Origin of the sequence: Curtobacterium sp. NPDC098951 (genome assembly GCF_044759965.1) — a bacterium.
In the GTDB taxonomy this organism is placed as follows: Bacteria; Actinomycetota; Actinomycetes; order Actinomycetales; family Microbacteriaceae; genus Curtobacterium.
Genome location: NZ_JBIWAG010000001.1, coordinates 689927 through 706073, shown reverse-complemented (window position 1 = coordinate 706073; position 16147 = coordinate 689927). Strand labels below are relative to the sequence as shown.

The window sequence follows — 16147 nt, the reverse complement described above, 5'->3', positions numbered from 1 at the left end:
GGTTGGCGGGTGACGATCCGCATCTCGCCGAGCATCCTGTCCGCCGACTTCGCGAACCTCGAGCGCGAGCTCCACCGCATCGAGACCGCCGACATGGTGCACGTCGACGTGATGGACAACCACTTCGTGCCGAACCTCACGCTGGGCCTGCCGATCGTGCAGCGCCTGCAGCAGGTCTCGCCGGTGCCGCTCGACGTCCACCTCATGATCACCGACGCCGACACCGAGGCCCCGAAGTACGCCGAGACGGGTGCGTCGAGCGTCACGTTCCACTTCGAGGCCGCGTCCGACCCCGTGGCGACCGCCGCGGCCATCCGGTCGAACGGTGCCCGTGCCGCCGTCGCCGTGAAGCCCGGCACGCCGATCACCCAGGTGCTCCACCACCTCGACGCCTACGACATGATCCTGCTCATGACGGTCGAGCCCGGCTTCGGCGGGCAGTCCTTCATGCCCGGGGTGATGCCGAAGCTCGCCGATGCCCGCGCAGCCCTGGACGCCTCGGGGCTCGACGTCTGGCTCGAGGTCGACGGCGGCATCGCGGTCGACACCGTCCCCGAGGCGGTGCGGAGCGGTGCCGACACGCTCGTGGCGGGCTCGGCGGTCTACGGCGGCGAGCCGGCCGAGCGCATCGCGGACCTCCGCCGGGCGGCGGCGGCAGCGCGCTCGTGACCCGACCGGCACCCGAGGTGACGGGCGAGGCGGACGCACGCCGTGCCTCCCGTCCGGACGGTCGGTCCACCGCGTCGGCCGAGGGCGGTAGCCTGGTGCGCGTGAAGACGTTCGACGACCTGTTCCAGGAGCTCAGCGAGAAGGCGCGCACGCGCCCCGAGGGCTCCGGCACCGTCGCCGAACTGGACGCCGGCGTGCACCAGATCGGCAAGAAGATCGTGGAAGAGGCAGCCGAGGTCTGGATGGCGGCCGAGTACGAGGGCGACGAGCGCACCTCGGAGGAGATCTCGCAGCTCGTGTACCACCTGCAGGTGCTCATGGTCGCCAAGGGGCTCACCCCGGCGGACGTCTGGCGACATCTCTGATCCGCTGATCAGCCGCCGGCCCCTCCACCAGAAAGCAGACCCCTGATGCTCCGCATCGCCGTGCCCAACAAGGGCTCCCTCTCCGAGACCGCCTCCGACATGCTGCGCGAGGCCGGGTACGCCGGCCGCCGCGACCCGAAGGCGCTCCACCTGCTCGACGAGCGCAACGGCGTCGAGTTCTTCTTCCTCCGCCCGCGCGACATCGCCACCTACGTCGGTTCCGGCGCGCTCGACGTCGGGATCACGGGCCGCGACCTGCTGCTCGACTCCGGCTCCGCGGCGCACGAGGTGGACGCGCTCGGCTTCGCCGACTCGACCTTCCGGTTCGCCGGGACGCCCGGCCGGTTCAGCACGCTGCAGGACCTCGACGGTGTGCGGGTGGCGACGAGCTACCCCGGCCTCGTCGGTGAGTTCCTCGCGAAGCACGGCGTCACCGCGACGCTCGTGAAGCTCGACGGTGCTGTGGAGAGCGCCGTGCGCCTCGGCGTCGCCGACGCGGTGGCCGACGTGGTGTCGACCGGCAGCACGCTCCGCGCCGCCGGGCTCGAGATCTTCGGGCCGGTCATCCTCGAGTCGACCGCGCTGCTCATCTCCACCGACGAGACGATCCCCGGCATCGACGTCCTGCGTCGGCGCCTGCAGGGCGTCCTCGTCGCCCGCGGGTACGTGATGCTCGACTACGACATCCCCACCGGGCTCCTGGAACAGGCCACCGCGGTCGCCTCCGGCATCGAGTCGCCCACCGTCTCGCCGCTGCACGGTCGCGACTGGTCGGCCGTCCGCGTGATGATCCCGCGCGACGACGCCAACCTCATCATGGACGCGCTGTACGACCTCGGCGCCCGCGCCATCCTCGTCAGCCCGATCCACGCCGCGCGGCTGTGAGCGGGGTCTCCGTCCGGGTCATCCCGTGCCTGGACGTCAAGGGCGGCCGGGTCGTCAAGGGCGTCAACTTCCTCGACCTGCAGGACGCCGGTGACCCGGTCGAGCTCGCCGCGCGCTACTACGAGCAGGGCGCCGACGAGCTGACCTTCCTCGACGTGGGCGCAACGGTCGAGAACCGCGCGACGATGTACGACACCGTGACGCGGACCGCCGAGCAGGTCTTCATCCCGCTGACGGTCGGCGGCGGCGTCCGGAGCGTCGACGACGTGTCCCGGCTGCAGCAGTGCGGTGCCGACAAGATCGGCGTCAACAGCGCCGCGATCGCGCGCCCGGCACTCGTCGGCGAGATCGCCGACCGGTTCGGCGCGCAGGCCGTCGTGCTGTCCCTGGACGTCAAGCGGTCGGACCGCATGCCGTCCGGCTTCGTCGTCACGACCCACGGCGGACGGACCGAGTCCGACCTCGACGCCCTCGCCTGGGCGCGCGAGGCCGTCGAACGCGGCGCGGGGGAGCTCCTCGTGAACTCGATCGACGCGGACGGCACGAAGAACGGGTTCGACCTCGAGCTCGTCGCCGCGGTGCGCGCGATCGCCACGGTGCCGGTCATCGCTTCGGGAGGCGCGGGTCGGCTCGAGCACTTCGCCCCCGCGATCGACGCGGGTGCGGACGCCGTCCTCGCCGCCAGCGTCTTCCACCGTGGCGAGATGACCATCGGCGACGTGAAGGCCGCGCTGGGCGCGACCGGGCACGCCGTCCGCTGACCCGCCGCCGTAGGCTAGGAGTCTCATGACCGACAGCACCAGCACCAGCACGGACGCGGTCCTCGACCGCGCACGGTTCGGTGCGGACGGGCTGCTCCCCGTCGTCGTGCAAGAGGAGTCGTCGAAGGACGTCCTCATGCTCGGCTACATGGACCGGGAAGCCCTCCGCCGCACCCTCACCGAGGGACGGGTGACCTTCTGGTCGCGCTCCCGCAAGGAGTACTGGCGCAAGGGCGACACCTCGGGGCACGCGCAGTACGTGCGCGGCGCCGCGCTCGACTGCGACGCGGACACCCTGCTCGTCACGGTCGAGCAGGTCGGTGCGGCCTGCCACACCGGTGCCCACCGCTGCTTCGACGTCGACCCGCTCGACCCCGTGACGGCGTCCGCGCCCGCCGGCGGCGTGTCGGCACCCGCCGACGGCGACGCCGCTCCCGCCGACGGCACGTCCGCTCCCGCCGGTGGGGCCGTGGAGGCGACCCGATGACGACCGCGACGCTCTCCGACACGCCGCACACGACCTCCCGTCCGGAGTTCGACGGCCTGCTGGACGGCCACCGCGTCGTCCCGGTCGTCCGTGCCCTCTACGCCGACAGCGAGACGCCGGTCGGCGTCTACCGCAAGCTCGCGGACGGCCGGCCCGGCACCTTCCTGCTCGAGTCGGCCGGGCAGGGCGGCCTCTGGTCGCGCTGGTCGTTCGTCGGCGTGCGCAGCTTCGGGGTGCTCACCCAGGACGACGACCGCGCGGCCTGGATCGACACCGGCATCCCGGCTTCCCGCGCGGTGGACTCGCTCGACGGCGAGCCGCTCGAGGTGCTCGCGCGCCTGCACGAGCGCTGGGCGACCCCGCGCATCCCCGGCACGCCGCCGCTCGTCGGCGGCACCGTCGGGTTCATCGGCTGGGAGGCCGTGCGCCAGCTCGAGCACCTGCCGAACGTGCCGCCGGCCGACTTCGACGTGCCGGGGCAGGCCCTCGCGTTCGTGTCCGAGCTCGCCGCGCTCGACCACCGCACCGGGCTCGTCCTGCTCGTCGCCAGCGTGCTGAACGACGGGGCCGACGACGCCGACACCATGTGGGCGGACGCGCAGGCCCGGCTCGACCGCATGCAGGGTGACCTCGTCCGGCCCTCGGTCGCGACGGTCGCCGAGGCGTTCGACATCGCCGAGCCGACCCCGACGCACCGCTCCACCCCCGAGGACTACATGGCCGCGGTCGAGCGGTCGAAGGGCTTCATCCGCGACGGCGACGTCTTCCAGGTCGTCATCTCGCAGCGGTTCGACCACGAGGTCACCGCGGACCCGCTCGACGTCTACCGCGTGCTGCGGACGCTCAACCCGAGCCCGTACATGTACTTCCTGTCGCTCGCGGACACCGCCGACGAGCGGTTCTGGATCGTCGGCGCATCACCAGAGGCCCTCGTGAAGGTGCAGGCCGGTCGTGCCATCACCCACCCGATCGCCGGGTCGCGTCCGCGCGGTGCGACGCCCGAGTCGGACGTCCGCCTCGGCGAGGAACTGCTCGAGGATCCCAAGGAGCGCGCCGAGCACCTGATGCTCGTCGACCTCGCGCGGAACGACCTGCAGAAGGTCTGCGAGCCCGGCACGGTCGCCGTGACCGAGTTCATGACGGTGGAGCGGTTCAGCCACATCATGCACCTGGTGTCGAGCGTCGAGGGTGCCGTGCGACCGGATGCGTCGGCGATCGACGTGTTCCGCGCGACGTTCCCGGCCGGCACCCTGTCCGGGGCGCCGAAGCCGCGGGCGCTGGAGATCATCGACGAGCTCGAGCCCGCCACGCGCGGCGCGTACGCCGGGGTCGTCGGGTACTTCGACTTCGCCGGCGACGCCGACCTCGCGATCGCGATCCGCAGCGCGCTCATCAAGGACGGCGTGGCACGGGTGCAGGCCGGGGCCGGGCTCGTGGCCGACTCCGACCCGGAGACCGAGCACATCGAGGCCGTGAACAAGGCCGCCGCGCCGCTGCGTGCCATCGCGACCGCGAACCGGATGCGCGGGGTGCACTCGTGAGGGCGCGGCGCTCCCGGCCGCTCGTCGTCGTCGCCGGCCTCGCCGTGGCCGGCATCATCATGCTCTCGTGGACCCAGACGTGGTTCACCGTGCACCTGCACCCGGGTGCCGCCGTCGCCGCGAAGGTCGACGCCGACGGTGCCGCGGCGGTGCCGCAGTACACCGCCCTGGCGATCGCCAGCCTCGCGCTCTTCCTCGCGATGACCATCGCCGGACGCGTCGTCCGGATCGTGCTGGCCGCCGTCGAGATCCTGCTCGGCGCCGGTGTCGTGGTGTCCGGGATCACCGCGCTGGCCGACCCGGTCGCCGCGGCGAAGGGTGCCGTGGGCGAGGTCGCCGGCGTGGCCGACCTGTCCGCCGTGCGCCGTGTCGTGTCGACCGTCGACGTGTCGGCGTGGCCGGCCGTCGGCATCGCGGGCGGCGTGCTCGCGGTGCTCCTCGGCGTCGTGGTGATGGTCGTGCAGCGGTCCTGGCCGGGACCGAGCCGCAAGTACGGCGCCGCGACCGCCGGAGCCGCGGCCGACGCGCGTGCCGCAGCACCCGTCGAACGGGACGCGGTCGTGGACTGGGACGACCTGAGCGCCGGTGTCGACCCGACGTCGGAACCGGTCGCCGGGCCGGACGACACGGCCGGGGCAGCAGCGGACGACACGGTAGGATCGAGGGGACGCCGGTCGAACGACGGCGCCGAAGCAGAACGAGGAGCACCGTGAGCAACACTGAGCCCGCAGAACTCGGCGAAGGCCACTCGCCGGCAGCCTGGACCGCCGTCGTGATCATGTTGATCGGATTCGCGGCCGGCACGCTGTTCTTCTGGTTCGACCAGCCGTGGGGCGTCTGGGCCTCCGCCGGCGTGGTGCTCATCGGCCTCATCGTCGGTGGCGTCATGAAGAAGGCGGGCTACGGCGTCGACGGTCCGAAGTTCGTCCCCAAGCACCACGCGGAGTAGGTCCGGCATGCCGAACGTGCTCGAGACCCTCGTCGCGGGCGCGCTCGAGGACGCCGCGGCCCGTCGCGTCGACCGTCCCTACTCGGACGTCGAACGTGACCTGGACCGCGTCGCGTCCCCGCTCGACGCCCTCGCGTTCCTGGCGCCCGGTGACCGGGTGAAGATCCTCGCCGAGGTCAAGCGCGCCAGCCCGTCCCGCGGGTCCATGGCCACCATCGAGGACCCCGCTGCCCTCGCCGCCGACTACGAACGCGGCGGCGCGTCGACCATCAGCGTGCTGACCGAGGGGCGCAAGTTCCTCGGCTCCCTCGCCGACCTCGAAGCGGTCAAGGCCCGCGTGGGCGTCCCCGTCCTCCGCAAGGACTTCATCGCCGATCCCTACCAGGTGATCGAGGCGCGAGCCGCCGGAGCGGACGTCGTGCTCCTGATCGTCGCGGCGCTCGAGCAGCAGCAGCTGGTCGAACTCCACACCCTGGCCGAGGAGCTCGGCATGCGGGTCCTGGTCGAGGCGCACTCGGCGGACGAGGTCGCACGCGGCCTGGACGCGGGCGCCCGGATCCTCGGGGTGAACGCCCGCGACCTCACCGACTTCTCGCTCGACCGCGACCTGTTCGGCTCGCTCGCCGACCGCATCCCCGACGGGGTCGTGCGCGTCGCCGAGTCCGCGGTCGCCGGCCCCGCCGACGTGGCGCACTACCGCGCCGCCGGAGCCGACGTCGTCCTCGTGGGGGAGGCGCTCGTGACGGGCGACGACCCCGCCGCCACACTCGCGTCGTTCATCCGAGCCGCCGACCGCGACTGACGACGACGACCGTCCCCGCCCGGCACTGCCGAGCACCCCGCCCGGCACCGCCGGGCATCCCGCCCGGTTCGCCGGGCACCCCGCCCGGTTCGCCGGGCCCGTCCCAGCCCGGTTCGCCGGGCGTGTCCCGGGAGACCCATCGTGACCTCACTCCGCGACCTGCACGGACCGTACTTCGGCGACTTCGGCGGGCGGTTCGTCCCCGAGTCGCTCGTCCTCGCGCTCGACGAACTCGAAGCGGCGTTCCGCGACGCCTGGGCGGACCCGGCGTTCCGGAAGGAACTCGACGACCTCCAGCGCGACTACACCGGACGTCCGTCGATCATCACCGAGGTGCCCCGGTTCGCCAAGCACGCCGGCGGTGCCCGGGTCATCCTCAAGCGTGAGGACCTCAACCACACCGGCTCGCACAAGATCAACAACGTGCTCGGGCAGGCGCTCGTGGCGAAGCGGCTCGGCAAGACGCGCCTCATCGCCGAGACCGGCGCCGGCCAGCACGGGGTCGCGACGGCCACCGCGGCGGCGCTGTTCGGGATGGACTGCGTCGTGTACATGGGCGCCGTCGACACCGAGCGACAGGCGCTGAACGTCGCCCGCATGCGACTGCTCGGCGCCGAGGTGGTCCCGGTCGAGACCGGCTCGCGCACCCTGAAGGACGCCATCAACGACGCGCTGCGCGACTGGGTCGCGAACGTCGACTCGACGCACTACCTGCTCGGGACCGTCGCCGGGCCGCACCCGTTCCCCGAGATGGTGCGCGAGTTCCACAAGGTGATCGGCGAAGAGGCACGGCAGCAGGTCCTCGACCTCGTCGGCCGCCTGCCCGACGCCGTCGCCGCGTGCGTCGGCGGCGGCTCGAACGCGATGGGGATCTTCGAGGCCTTCCTCGACGACGAGTCCGTGGCGCTGCACGGCTTCGAGGCCGGTGGCGAGGGTGTCGAGACCGGTCGGCACGCCGCCAGCATCACGCTCGGCCGCGAGGGTGTCCTGCAGGGCACGAAGTCCTACCTCATGCAGGACGAGGACGGCCAGACGATCGAGAGCCACAGCATCTCCGCCGGGCTCGACTACCCGAGCGTCGGACCCGAGCACGCCTACCTGGCCTCGATCGGGCGGGCGAAGTACTCGCCGATCACCGACACCGAGGCGATGGAGGCGTTCCGGCTGCTCAGCCAGACCGAGGGCATCATCCCGGCGATCGAGTCGTCGCACGCCCTCGCCGGCGCGATGCAGCTCGGCAAGGAGCTCGGCCCCGAGGGCGTCATCCTCGTGAACCTGTCCGGCCGGGGTGACAAGGACGTCGCGTCCGCCAGTCGCTACTTCGGCATCCTCGACGAGAACGCGGTGCAGCTGTGACCAGGACCAAGACCGTCGCGACGACGATCGACACCGCCAACGCCGAACGCGCCGGAGCCGTCGTCGGCTACCTGCCGGCCGGCTACCCCGACCAGCAGACGAGCGTCGCCGCCGCCGTGGCCCTGGCCGAGAACGGCGTCGACGTCATCGAGCTCGGGCTGCCGTACTCCGACCCGGTGATGGACGGTCCGGTCATCCAGCGGGCGGCGGAGGAGAGCCTCGCCGGCGGCTTCCGCGTGGCGCAGGTGTTCGATGCCGTGCACCAGATCACCGAACGTGCCGACGTGCCCGTCCTCGTGATGACCTACTGGAACCCGGTGCTCCGGTACGGCGTGGAGCGGTTCGCCGACGACCTCGTCGCCTCCGGTGCCTCCGGGCTCATCACCCCGGACCTCATCCCCGACGAGGGCCGCTCCTGGATCGACGCGTCCGAGCGCACCGGCCTCGACCGCGTGTTCCTCGCCGCGCCGTCCTCGACCGACCACCGGATGCGGCAGGCCGTCGAGGCGAGCCGCGGGTTCGTCTACGCCGTGTCGACGATGGGCGTGACCGGCGCCCGCGTCGGCGTCGACGTCGCCGCCCGCACCGTCGTGTCCCGGCTCCGCGAGGCCGGCGTCGACCGCACCTGCGTCGGCCTCGGCATCTCGACGGCGGAGCAGGTCCGCGAGGTCCTCGAGTACGCCGACGGCGCGATCATCGGGTCCGCCTTCGTGCGGGCCCTCGCCGACCTCGGGGTGCAGGGCGTCGCCGACCGGGCGGCCGACCTCACCTCCGGCGCGACGCGCCGCTGACCGTCCAGGAGGCGCGGTGCCGGCCGTCCCGTCGGCCCACCCGCACCGCGGCGCGGGGACCTGACGTGTCCGGCTCGCACCGCGCCTCCCGACGGTCACAGTTTCCACAGGACCGCTCCCTCGGTTCCTGCCGCACGCACGTCCCGCGCTACAGTGAGCGGGGCCGACGGCACGTCGGTACCGCGCCCAGCCAGCACCGAAAGGCGACAGCACCTCCATGCCCCTCCTGAGCATCCCGAGCCCGAGCACCGCGTGGCAGTACTTCGACCTGACCGCCTGGCTGCGCGACGTGTTCGGCTGGTCGCTGCCGCTCGACTTCCGCATCCACGCGTACGCGATCTGCATCCTGCTCGGCATCGTCGCCGCCGTGGTCCTCGCGAACCGCCGGCTCAACGCGCGCGGCGTCGAACGCTGGATCATCATCGACATCGCGATCTGGGCGGTCCCGGCCGGCATCATCGGCGGACGGCTGTTCCACGTGTTCACGCACGTCAGCGACTACTTCGGCCCCGGGCGTGACCCGCTCTCCTTCCTCTACGTCTGGGAAGGCGGGCTCGCCATCTTCGGTGCGCTCATCCTCGGGTCGGTCGGCGCCTGGATCGGCTGCCGCCAGGTCGGGCTCCGCTTCACCGCCTTCATCGACGCCGTCGTCCCGGGCGTGCTGCTCGCCCAGGCGTTCGGGCGGCTCGGCAACTACTTCAACCACGAGCTGTTCGGCATGCCGACCAGCCTGCCCTGGGGGCTCCAGATCGAGTCGTCGAACGCGGCGTTCCCGAAGGGGCTGCCCGAGGGCACGCTGTTCCACCCGACGTTCCTCTACGAGATCATCTGGAACGTCGTCGGCGTCGTCGTCATCCTCCTGCTCGACAAGAAGTTCCGTCTGCAGTGGGGCAAGGTCCTGTCGCTCTACCTCATCTGGTACGGCATCGGCCGTTCGGTGCTCGAGTCCATCCGCGTCGACACGAGCGAGACGTTCTTCGGCATCCGGACGAACGTGTGGATGTCCTTCGCGGCGATCCTGCTCGGCATCATCATCTTCCTCGTGCAGTCGCGGCGGCACCTCGGCCAGGAGCCGAGCCCGTACCTGCCCGGTCGCGAGCCGCGCGCGAAGTCCGGGGTAGACTCGGACGACACCTGGTCGGAGCACGACGACGACGCTCCGGCGGCCGTCACCGAATCCGATCCGGTCACCAGCAGCACCGCTGGCCGCGCGTAGGAAGCACCCCTCCTGCGTGACCGATCCCGGATCGGTACCGCGTGCCAGCAGCACCACCCCGGACCCGCCACGAGCTGGTCCGACTCCTCGCACGCCGCCAGGGCAACTCACTGTCGGCGGGCACGGGCACCAGTCCCGCCCACTGCGGGCGGAACGCACCACCGGGCCACCGCTGTCCCTGTTCCACTTCCTCGTGAGGACGGTTCCCCATGGCGCTCCAGCCACCCCAGTCCCCGGCGGCACTCCAGCCGCCGCACCGTCGGTTCTCCGCGATCCCGGACGCCGCCGGCATGTACGACCCGGCGAACGAGAAGGACGCGTGCGGCCTGGCCATGGTCGCCACGCTCCGCGGCACCGCGGGGCACGACATCGTCGACGCCGCCCTCGGTGCGCTGCGCAACCTCGAACACCGCGGTGCGGTGGGTTCGGACGCCGGGACCGGTGACGGCGCGGGCATCCTCTGCCAGGTGCCGGACGACTTCTTCCGTGCCGTGGCGCCGTTCGAGCTGCCGGCCGCGGGGGAGTACGCGGTGGGGACCGCCTACCTGCCGGTCGACGAGGACGACCGTCACGCGGCGAAGGGCGCCGTGGAGCGCCTGGCCCGTGAAGAGGGCCTGCGTGTCATCGGCTGGCGCGAGGTGCCCGTCCGTCCCGAGGTGCTCGGCACCCTGGCACGTGCAGCGATGCCCGCGTTCGAGCAGCTCTTCGTCGCCTCGATCCGCCACGACGTGCACGGCGCGTCCTGGAGCGGTGTCGCGCTCGACCGTCAGGCCTTCCGCCTCCGCAAGCGTGCCGAGCACGACAGCGAGGTGTACTTCATGTCGCTGTCGAGCCGGACCATGGTCTACAAGGGCATGGTCACGACGCTCCAGCTCGAGCCGTTCTACCCGGACCTCAGCGACGACCGCTTCGCGTCGAAGCTCGCCATCGTGCACTCCCGGTACTCGACGAACACGTTCCCGTCGTGGCCGCTCGCCCAGCCGTTCCGGACACTCGCGCACAACGGTGAGATCAACACCGTCCGCGGCAACCGGAACTGGATGCGGGCCCGCCAGTCCCAGCTCCAGAGCGAGCTCCTCGGGGACATGGCACCGCTGCTGCCGATCGTCAGCCCCGGTGCGAGCGACTCGGCGTCCTTCGACGAGGTGCTCGAGCTCCTGACGCTCACCGGCCGGTCGCTGCCGCACGCGGTCTCGATGATGGTGCCGGAAGCGTGGGAGAACCAGACGGAGATGGACCCCGAGCTCCGCGCGTTCTACGAGTACCACTCGATGCTCATGGAGCCGTGGGACGGACCCGCCGCCATCACGTTCACGGACGGCACGCTCGTCGGCGCGACGCTCGACCGCAACGGCCTGCGTCCCGGCCGCTTCCTCGTGACCGACGACGGCCTCATCGTGATGGGGTCCGAGACCGGTGTCATCGACGTGCCCGCCGACAAGGTGGTCCGCAAGGGCCGTCTGCGTCCCGGCCGGATGTTCCTCGTCGACACCGAGGCGGGCCGCATCATCGAGGACGACGAGGTCAAGCGCGAGCTGGCGACCTCCGGCCCCTGGGGAGAGTGGCTCGACGGCGGGCGGATCAACCTCGCCGACCTGCCCGACCGCGAGCACATCGTGCACACGCCGGCGTCCGTGACCCGTCGTCAGCGCGCCTTCGGCTACACCGAGGAAGAGGTCCGCATCCTGCTGCGTCCGATGGCGCAGACCGGGGCGGAGCCGCTCGGTGCGATGGGGTCGGACACGCCGATCGCGGTGCTGTCCCAGCGCCCCCGCCTGCTCTTCGACTACTTCACGCAGCAGTTCGCGCAGGTGACGAACCCGCCGCTCGACTCGATCCGCGAGCAGGTCATCACCTCGATGGGCATGGGCCTCGGGCCGGAGCGCAACCTGCTCACCGCCGGTCCCGAGCACGCGAAGCAGATCACGCTCGACTTCCCGGTGATCGACAACGACGAGCTCGCGAAGATCCAGCACTTCGAGACCGAGTCCGGTCGGCACCTGACCGTCACGATCAAGGGCCTGTACCGCGTCGACGCCGGCAAGAAGGCCATGCAGAAGCGCATCGCCGCCGTCTGCGACGAGGTCGACGCCGCGATCGAGTCGGGCAAGCAGTTCATCGTGCTGTCCGACCGCGACGGCAACGCCGAGCAGGCCCCGGTTCCGAGCCTGCTGCTGCTCGCCGCGGTCCACCACCACCTCATCCGCACCGAGCAGCGCATGAAGGTCGGGCTCATCGTCGAGGCCGGCGACGTGCGCGAGGTCCACCACGTCGCGACCCTCATCGGCTACGGCGCCTCGGCGATCAACCCGTACCTGGCGATGGAGACCTGCGAGATCCTGGTCCGTCAGGGCATGATCACCGGCATCACCCCGGAGCAGGCCGTCAAGAACGTGATCAAGGCGCTCGGCAAGGGCGTCCTGAAGATCATGTCGAAGATGGGCATCTCGACGGTGTCGAGCTACGCCGGAGCGCAGGCATTCGAGGCCGTCGGGCTCAGCCAGGAGTTCGTCGACCGGTACTTCACGGGGACGTCCTCGATCCTCGGCGGTGTCGGCATCGAGGTCATCGCCAAGGAGAACGCCGAGCGGCACGCCCAGGCGTACCCGCAGGACGGCGCGGTGCTCTCCCACGAGCGCCTGCAGACCGGCGGCGAGTACCAGTGGCGTCGCGAAGGCCCGCCGCACCTCTTCAACCCGGACACGGTCTTCCGGCTGCAGCACGCCACGCGCTCGCGCCGGTACGACATCTTCCGCGAGTACTCGCAGGCCGTCGACGACCAGTCCGAGCAGCTCATGACCCTCCGCGGCCTGTTCCGGTTCGCGCAGGGCGCCCGCAAGCCGGTCCCGCTCGACGAGGTCGAGCCGATCGAGTCGATCGTCAAGCGGTTCAACACCGGTGCGATGTCCTACGGGTCGATCTCGAAGGAAGCGCACGAGACCCTCGCGATCGCGATGAACCGGCTGGGCGGTCGGTCCAACACGGGTGAGGGCGGCGAGGACGTCGACCGCCTGCTCGACCCCGAGCGTCGCAGCGCGATCAAGCAGGTCGCGTCCGGGCGCTTCGGCGTCACGAGCATGTACCTGACGCACGCGACCGACATCCAGCTGAAGATGGCGCAGGGTGCGAAGCCGGGCGAGGGCGGGCAGCTGCCCCCGACCAAGGTCTACCCGTGGGTGGCCCGCACCCGGCACGCGACCGCCGGTGTCGGCCTGATCTCGCCACCGCCGCACCACGACATCTACTCGATCGAGGACCTCAAGCAGCTGATCTTCGACGTGAAGCGGGCGAACCCGTCCGCACGCGTCCACGTGAAGCTCGTCAGCCAGTCGGGCATCGGCGCCGTCGCCGCCGGTGTCACGAAGGCCCTCGCCGACGTCGTCCTTGTCTCCGGGCACGACGGTGGTACGGGCGCGTCGCCGCTGAACTCGCTCAAGCACGCCGGCACCCCGTGGGAGATCGGCCTCGCCGAGACGCAGCAGACGCTCATGCTGAACGGCATGCGCGACCGCGTCGTCGTGCAGGTGGACGGGCAGATGAAGACCGGCCGTGACGTCGTCGTGGCCGCGCTGCTCGGCGCCGAGGAGTACGGCTTCGCGACCGCGCCGCTCGTGGTCGAGGGCTGCATCCTCATGCGGGTCTGCCACCTGGACACCTGCCCGGTGGGCGTCGCGACCCAGAACCCGGAGCTCCGCAAGCGGTTCAGCGGCAAGCCCGAGTTCGTCGTGAACTTCTTCGAGTTCATCGCCCAAGAGGTGCGCGAGCTCCTCGCCGAGCTCGGCTTCCGGTCCCTCGAAGAGGCCATCGGGCACGCCGACGCCCTCGACGTCGACCGCGCGGTGGAGCACTGGAAGGCCGCCGGCCTCGACCTCGAGCCCGTCCTCAAGGGGCCGCACTTCGACGCCGACGAGCCCCGTCGGCACCTGCGCGACCAGGACCACGAGCTCGAGCAGCACTTCGACGTGCAGCTCATCCAGCAGACGTCCGACGTGCTCGAGCACGGCGGGACGATCGCGCTCGACCTGCCGATCCGGAACACCGAGCGCGCGGTCGGCACCATGCTCGGGCACGAGGTCACGCTGCGGCACGGCGAGAACGGACTCCCATCGGGCTCGATCGACGTGACGCTGCGCGGGTCCGCCGGACAGTCGCTCGGTGCGTTCCTGCCCGCCGGGATCACGCTCCGGCTCGTCGGCGACAGCAACGACTACGTCGGCAAGGGGCTGTCCGGCGGCGAGATCGTCGTGCGTCCCGACGCCGGCAGCGGGTTCGACCCCGCGCAGAACGTCATCGCCGGCAACGTCATCGGCTACGGCGCCACCCAAGGCAGCATGTTCATCCGCGGCATCGTGGGTGAGCGGTTCCTGGTGCGCAACTCCGGTGCCACCGCGGTCGTCGAGGGGGTGGGGGACCACGCGCTCGAGTACATGACCGGTGGGCTCGCGCTCATCCTGGGCGAGACCGGCCGGAACCTCGGTGCCGGCATGTCCGGCGGGACCGCGTACGTCCGTGGACTCCGCGACGAGCACGTGAACACCGACGCACTCGCGTCCGGCGAGCTCCGGCTCGATCCGCTCGACAGCGCCGACGTCGAGATCGTGAACGACCTGCTCGCCCGGCACGCCGCCGAGACCGGGTCGACCCTCGCGAGCGAACTGCTCGAGGCCGGTGACCTGAGCGACTTCGTCAAGGTGCTGCCGCGGGACTACGCGGCCGTGCTCGAGACCCGACAACAGGCCGTCGACGAGGGGCTCGACCCCGACGGCGACGTGGTGTGGAACCGCATTCTGGAGGTGACCGGTGGCTGACCCGAAGGGCTTCCTCAAGGTGCAGGAGCGCGAGCTCCCCGCCCGACGACCCGTGCCCGTGCGACTCATGGACTGGAAAGAGGTCTACGAGCAGCAGGAGTCCGGCGCGCTCAAGCGGCAGGCCGGACGCTGCATGGACTGCGGCGTCCCGTTCTGCCACCAGGGGTGCCCGCTCGGCAACCTCATCCCCGAGTGGAACGACCTCACCTGGCGCGGCGAGGGCCGACAGGCGATCGAGCGGCTGCACGCGACGAACAACTTCCCGGAGTTCACGGGGCGGCTCTGCCCGGCACCGTGCGAGGCGTCCTGCGTGCTCGGCATCAACCAGCCCCCGGTGACGATCAAGCAGGTCGAGGTCTCGATCATCGACGAGGCGTTCCAGAACGGCTGGGTCACACCGCACCCGCCGGAGCGCCTGACCGGCAAGACGGTCGCGGTCGTCGGGTCCGGCCCCGCCGGCCTCGCCGCCGCCCAGCAGCTGACGCGCGCCGGCCACACCGTCGCGGTCTACGAGCGTGACGACCGGATCGGTGGTCTGCTCCGCTACGGCATCCCGGACTTCAAGATGGAGAAGCGCCAGATCGACATGCGCCTCGCCCAGATGCAGGCCGAGGGCACCCGCTTCCGCGCGGGTGTCGAGATCGGGCGCGACATCACGTGGGACGACCTGAAGTCCCGCTACGACGCGGTCGTCGTCGCGACCGGCGCCACGGTGCCGCGCGACCTGCCGATCCCCGGGCGCGACCTGGCGGGTGTGCACTTCGCCATGGACTACCTCGTGCAGCAGAACAAGGCGAACGCCGGCACGACCGTGGACAACCAGGTCACCGCCGAGGGCAAGCACGTCGTCGTCATCGGTGGCGGCGACACCGGAGCCGACTGCATCGGCACCGCGCACCGGCAGGGCGCGCTGAGCGTGACGAACCTGGCGATCGGGAAGCAGCCGCCGCTGGAGCGTCCGTCCGACCAGCCGTGGCCGATGTTCCCGACCGTGTTCGAGGTCACCAGCGCCCACGAGGAGGGCGGTGAGCGGCACTACCTCGCGTCCACCGTCGAGTTCCTCGCGAACGAGGCCGGCGAGGTCCGGGCGCTCCGCGTCGCCGAGACCGAGTACCTGGACGGCCGTCGTGTCCCGAAGTCCGGCACCGAGCGCGAGATCCCCGCTGACCTCGTCCTCGTCGCGATGGGCTTCACCGGTCCCGAGACCGACACGCTCGAGCCGCAGCTCGGGCTGCCGGTGACGGCGTCCGGCGCCGTGGCGCGCCAGGCCGACTACACCACGAACGAGCCGGGCGTCTTCGTCGCCGGTGACGCCGGCCGTGGGCAGTCGCTCATCGTGTGGGCGATCGCCGAGGGCCGCGCCGCCGCCGCGAAGGTGGACGAGTACCTCGAGGGCTCGACGATCCTGCCGGCCCCCGTCAAGGCCACCGACCGTGCCATCTCCGTCTGACGTGGGCGCGCACGTGATGCTCACCCACTCGTGAGCGACCGGCCACCAGCACTCGATAGGGTGCTGG

General features: G+C 71.5%; 14 protein-coding genes. All 14 read left to right on the top strand.

Going from position 1 to position 16147, the window contains the following annotated elements; genetic code table 11:
• Nucleotides 1-9 precede the first annotated feature (9 nt).
• The 14 genes from rpe to ACIQUC_RS03250 all read left to right on the top strand — a co-directional run bounded on the left by rpe (nucleotide 10) and on the right by ACIQUC_RS03250 (nucleotide 16080).
• Complete coding sequence (gene rpe / locus ACIQUC_RS03315; RefSeq protein WP_402263177.1) at nucleotides 10-669, top strand: ribulose-phosphate 3-epimerase; 660 nt, start codon at nucleotides 10-12, stop codon at nucleotides 667-669.
• 101 nt (nucleotides 670-770) lie between these two features.
• Entirely contained in the window at nucleotides 771-1034 is a 264-nt protein-coding gene (locus ACIQUC_RS03310; RefSeq protein WP_402263174.1) for a phosphoribosyl-ATP diphosphatase, read from the top strand.
• A gap of 45 nt (nucleotides 1035-1079) precedes the next feature.
• Entirely contained in the window at nucleotides 1080-1919 is an 840-nt protein-coding gene (gene hisG / locus ACIQUC_RS03305; RefSeq protein WP_022906699.1) for an ATP phosphoribosyltransferase, read from the top strand.
• Nucleotides 1916-2680: an imidazole glycerol phosphate synthase subunit HisF gene (gene hisF, locus ACIQUC_RS03300; protein WP_402263171.1), complete on the top strand. Its 765-nt coding sequence runs from the start codon at nucleotides 1916-1918 to the stop codon at nucleotides 2678-2680. The genes hisG and hisF overlap by 4 nt, the downstream gene beginning before the upstream one ends.
• 25 nt (nucleotides 2681-2705) lie before the next feature.
• Nucleotides 2706-3167 carry a phosphoribosyl-AMP cyclohydrolase gene (hisI, locus tag ACIQUC_RS03295; protein WP_402263169.1) on the top strand — a complete coding sequence of 154 codons (462 nt, stop codon included), beginning with the start codon at nucleotides 2706-2708 and terminating at the stop codon, nucleotides 3165-3167.
• Complete coding sequence (locus tag ACIQUC_RS03290) at nucleotides 3164-4708, top strand: anthranilate synthase component I (protein WP_402263166.1); 1545 nt, start codon at nucleotides 3164-3166, stop codon at nucleotides 4706-4708. The genes hisI and ACIQUC_RS03290 overlap by 4 nt, the downstream gene beginning before the upstream one ends.
• A complete protein-coding gene (locus tag ACIQUC_RS03285; protein ID WP_022906931.1) occupies nucleotides 4705-5421 on the top strand; it encodes a Trp biosynthesis-associated membrane protein in 717 nt (238 codons plus the stop codon). Before ACIQUC_RS03290 ends, ACIQUC_RS03285 begins: the two co-directional genes overlap by 4 nt.
• Complete coding sequence (locus tag ACIQUC_RS03280; RefSeq protein ID WP_022906930.1) at nucleotides 5418-5657, top strand: HGxxPAAW family protein; 240 nt, start codon at nucleotides 5418-5420, stop codon at nucleotides 5655-5657. The genes ACIQUC_RS03285 and ACIQUC_RS03280 overlap by 4 nt, the downstream gene beginning before the upstream one ends.
• A 16-nt stretch (nucleotides 5658-5673) precedes the next feature.
• The gene (gene trpC, locus ACIQUC_RS03275) at nucleotides 5674-6459 is read left to right on the top strand and encodes an indole-3-glycerol phosphate synthase TrpC (RefSeq protein ID WP_031262166.1); all 786 of its coding nucleotides are present in this window, start codon (nucleotides 5674-5676) and stop codon (nucleotides 6457-6459) included.
• A gap of 141 nt (nucleotides 6460-6600) precedes the next feature.
• Nucleotides 6601-7815, top strand: coding sequence for a tryptophan synthase subunit beta (gene trpB, locus ACIQUC_RS03270; protein WP_022906928.1), 1215 nt, complete (start codon nucleotides 6601-6603; stop codon nucleotides 7813-7815).
• Nucleotides 7812-8606, top strand: coding sequence for a tryptophan synthase subunit alpha (trpA, locus tag ACIQUC_RS03265; protein ID WP_402263161.1), 795 nt, complete (start codon nucleotides 7812-7814; stop codon nucleotides 8604-8606). The genes trpB and trpA overlap by 4 nt, the downstream gene beginning before the upstream one ends.
• Before the next feature lie 217 nt (nucleotides 8607-8823).
• A complete protein-coding gene (gene lgt, locus ACIQUC_RS03260; RefSeq protein WP_402263158.1) occupies nucleotides 8824-9822 on the top strand; it encodes a prolipoprotein diacylglyceryl transferase in 999 nt (332 codons plus the stop codon).
• A gap of 290 nt (nucleotides 9823-10112) precedes the next feature.
• The gene (gltB, locus tag ACIQUC_RS03255; RefSeq protein ID WP_402263824.1) at nucleotides 10113-14630 is read left to right on the top strand and encodes a glutamate synthase large subunit; all 4518 of its coding nucleotides are present in this window, start codon (nucleotides 10113-10115) and stop codon (nucleotides 14628-14630) included.
• Nucleotides 14623-16080, top strand: coding sequence for a glutamate synthase subunit beta (locus ACIQUC_RS03250; protein ID WP_402263155.1), 1458 nt, complete (start codon nucleotides 14623-14625; stop codon nucleotides 16078-16080). Before gltB ends, ACIQUC_RS03250 begins: the two co-directional genes overlap by 8 nt.
• Nucleotides 16081-16147: the final 67 nt, after the last annotated feature.

Bases quoted from the DNA above. Each gene is read 5' to 3' on its own strand.
- gltB (WP_402263824.1), top strand. From the start codon at position 10,113: ATGTACGACCCGGCGAACGAGAAGGACGCGTGCGGCCTGGCCATGGTC.
- lgt (WP_402263158.1), top strand. From the start codon at position 8,824: ATGCCCCTCCTGAGCATCCCGAGCCCGAGCACCGCGTGGCAGTACTTC.
- hisG (WP_022906699.1), top strand. From the start codon at position 1,080: ATGCTCCGCATCGCCGTGCCCAACAAGGGCTCCCTCTCCGAGACCGCC.
- hisI (WP_402263169.1), top strand. From the start codon at position 2,706: ATGACCGACAGCACCAGCACCAGCACGGACGCGGTCCTCGACCGCGCA.
- ACIQUC_RS03290 (WP_402263166.1), top strand. From the start codon at position 3,164: ATGACGACCGCGACGCTCTCCGACACGCCGCACACGACCTCCCGTCCG.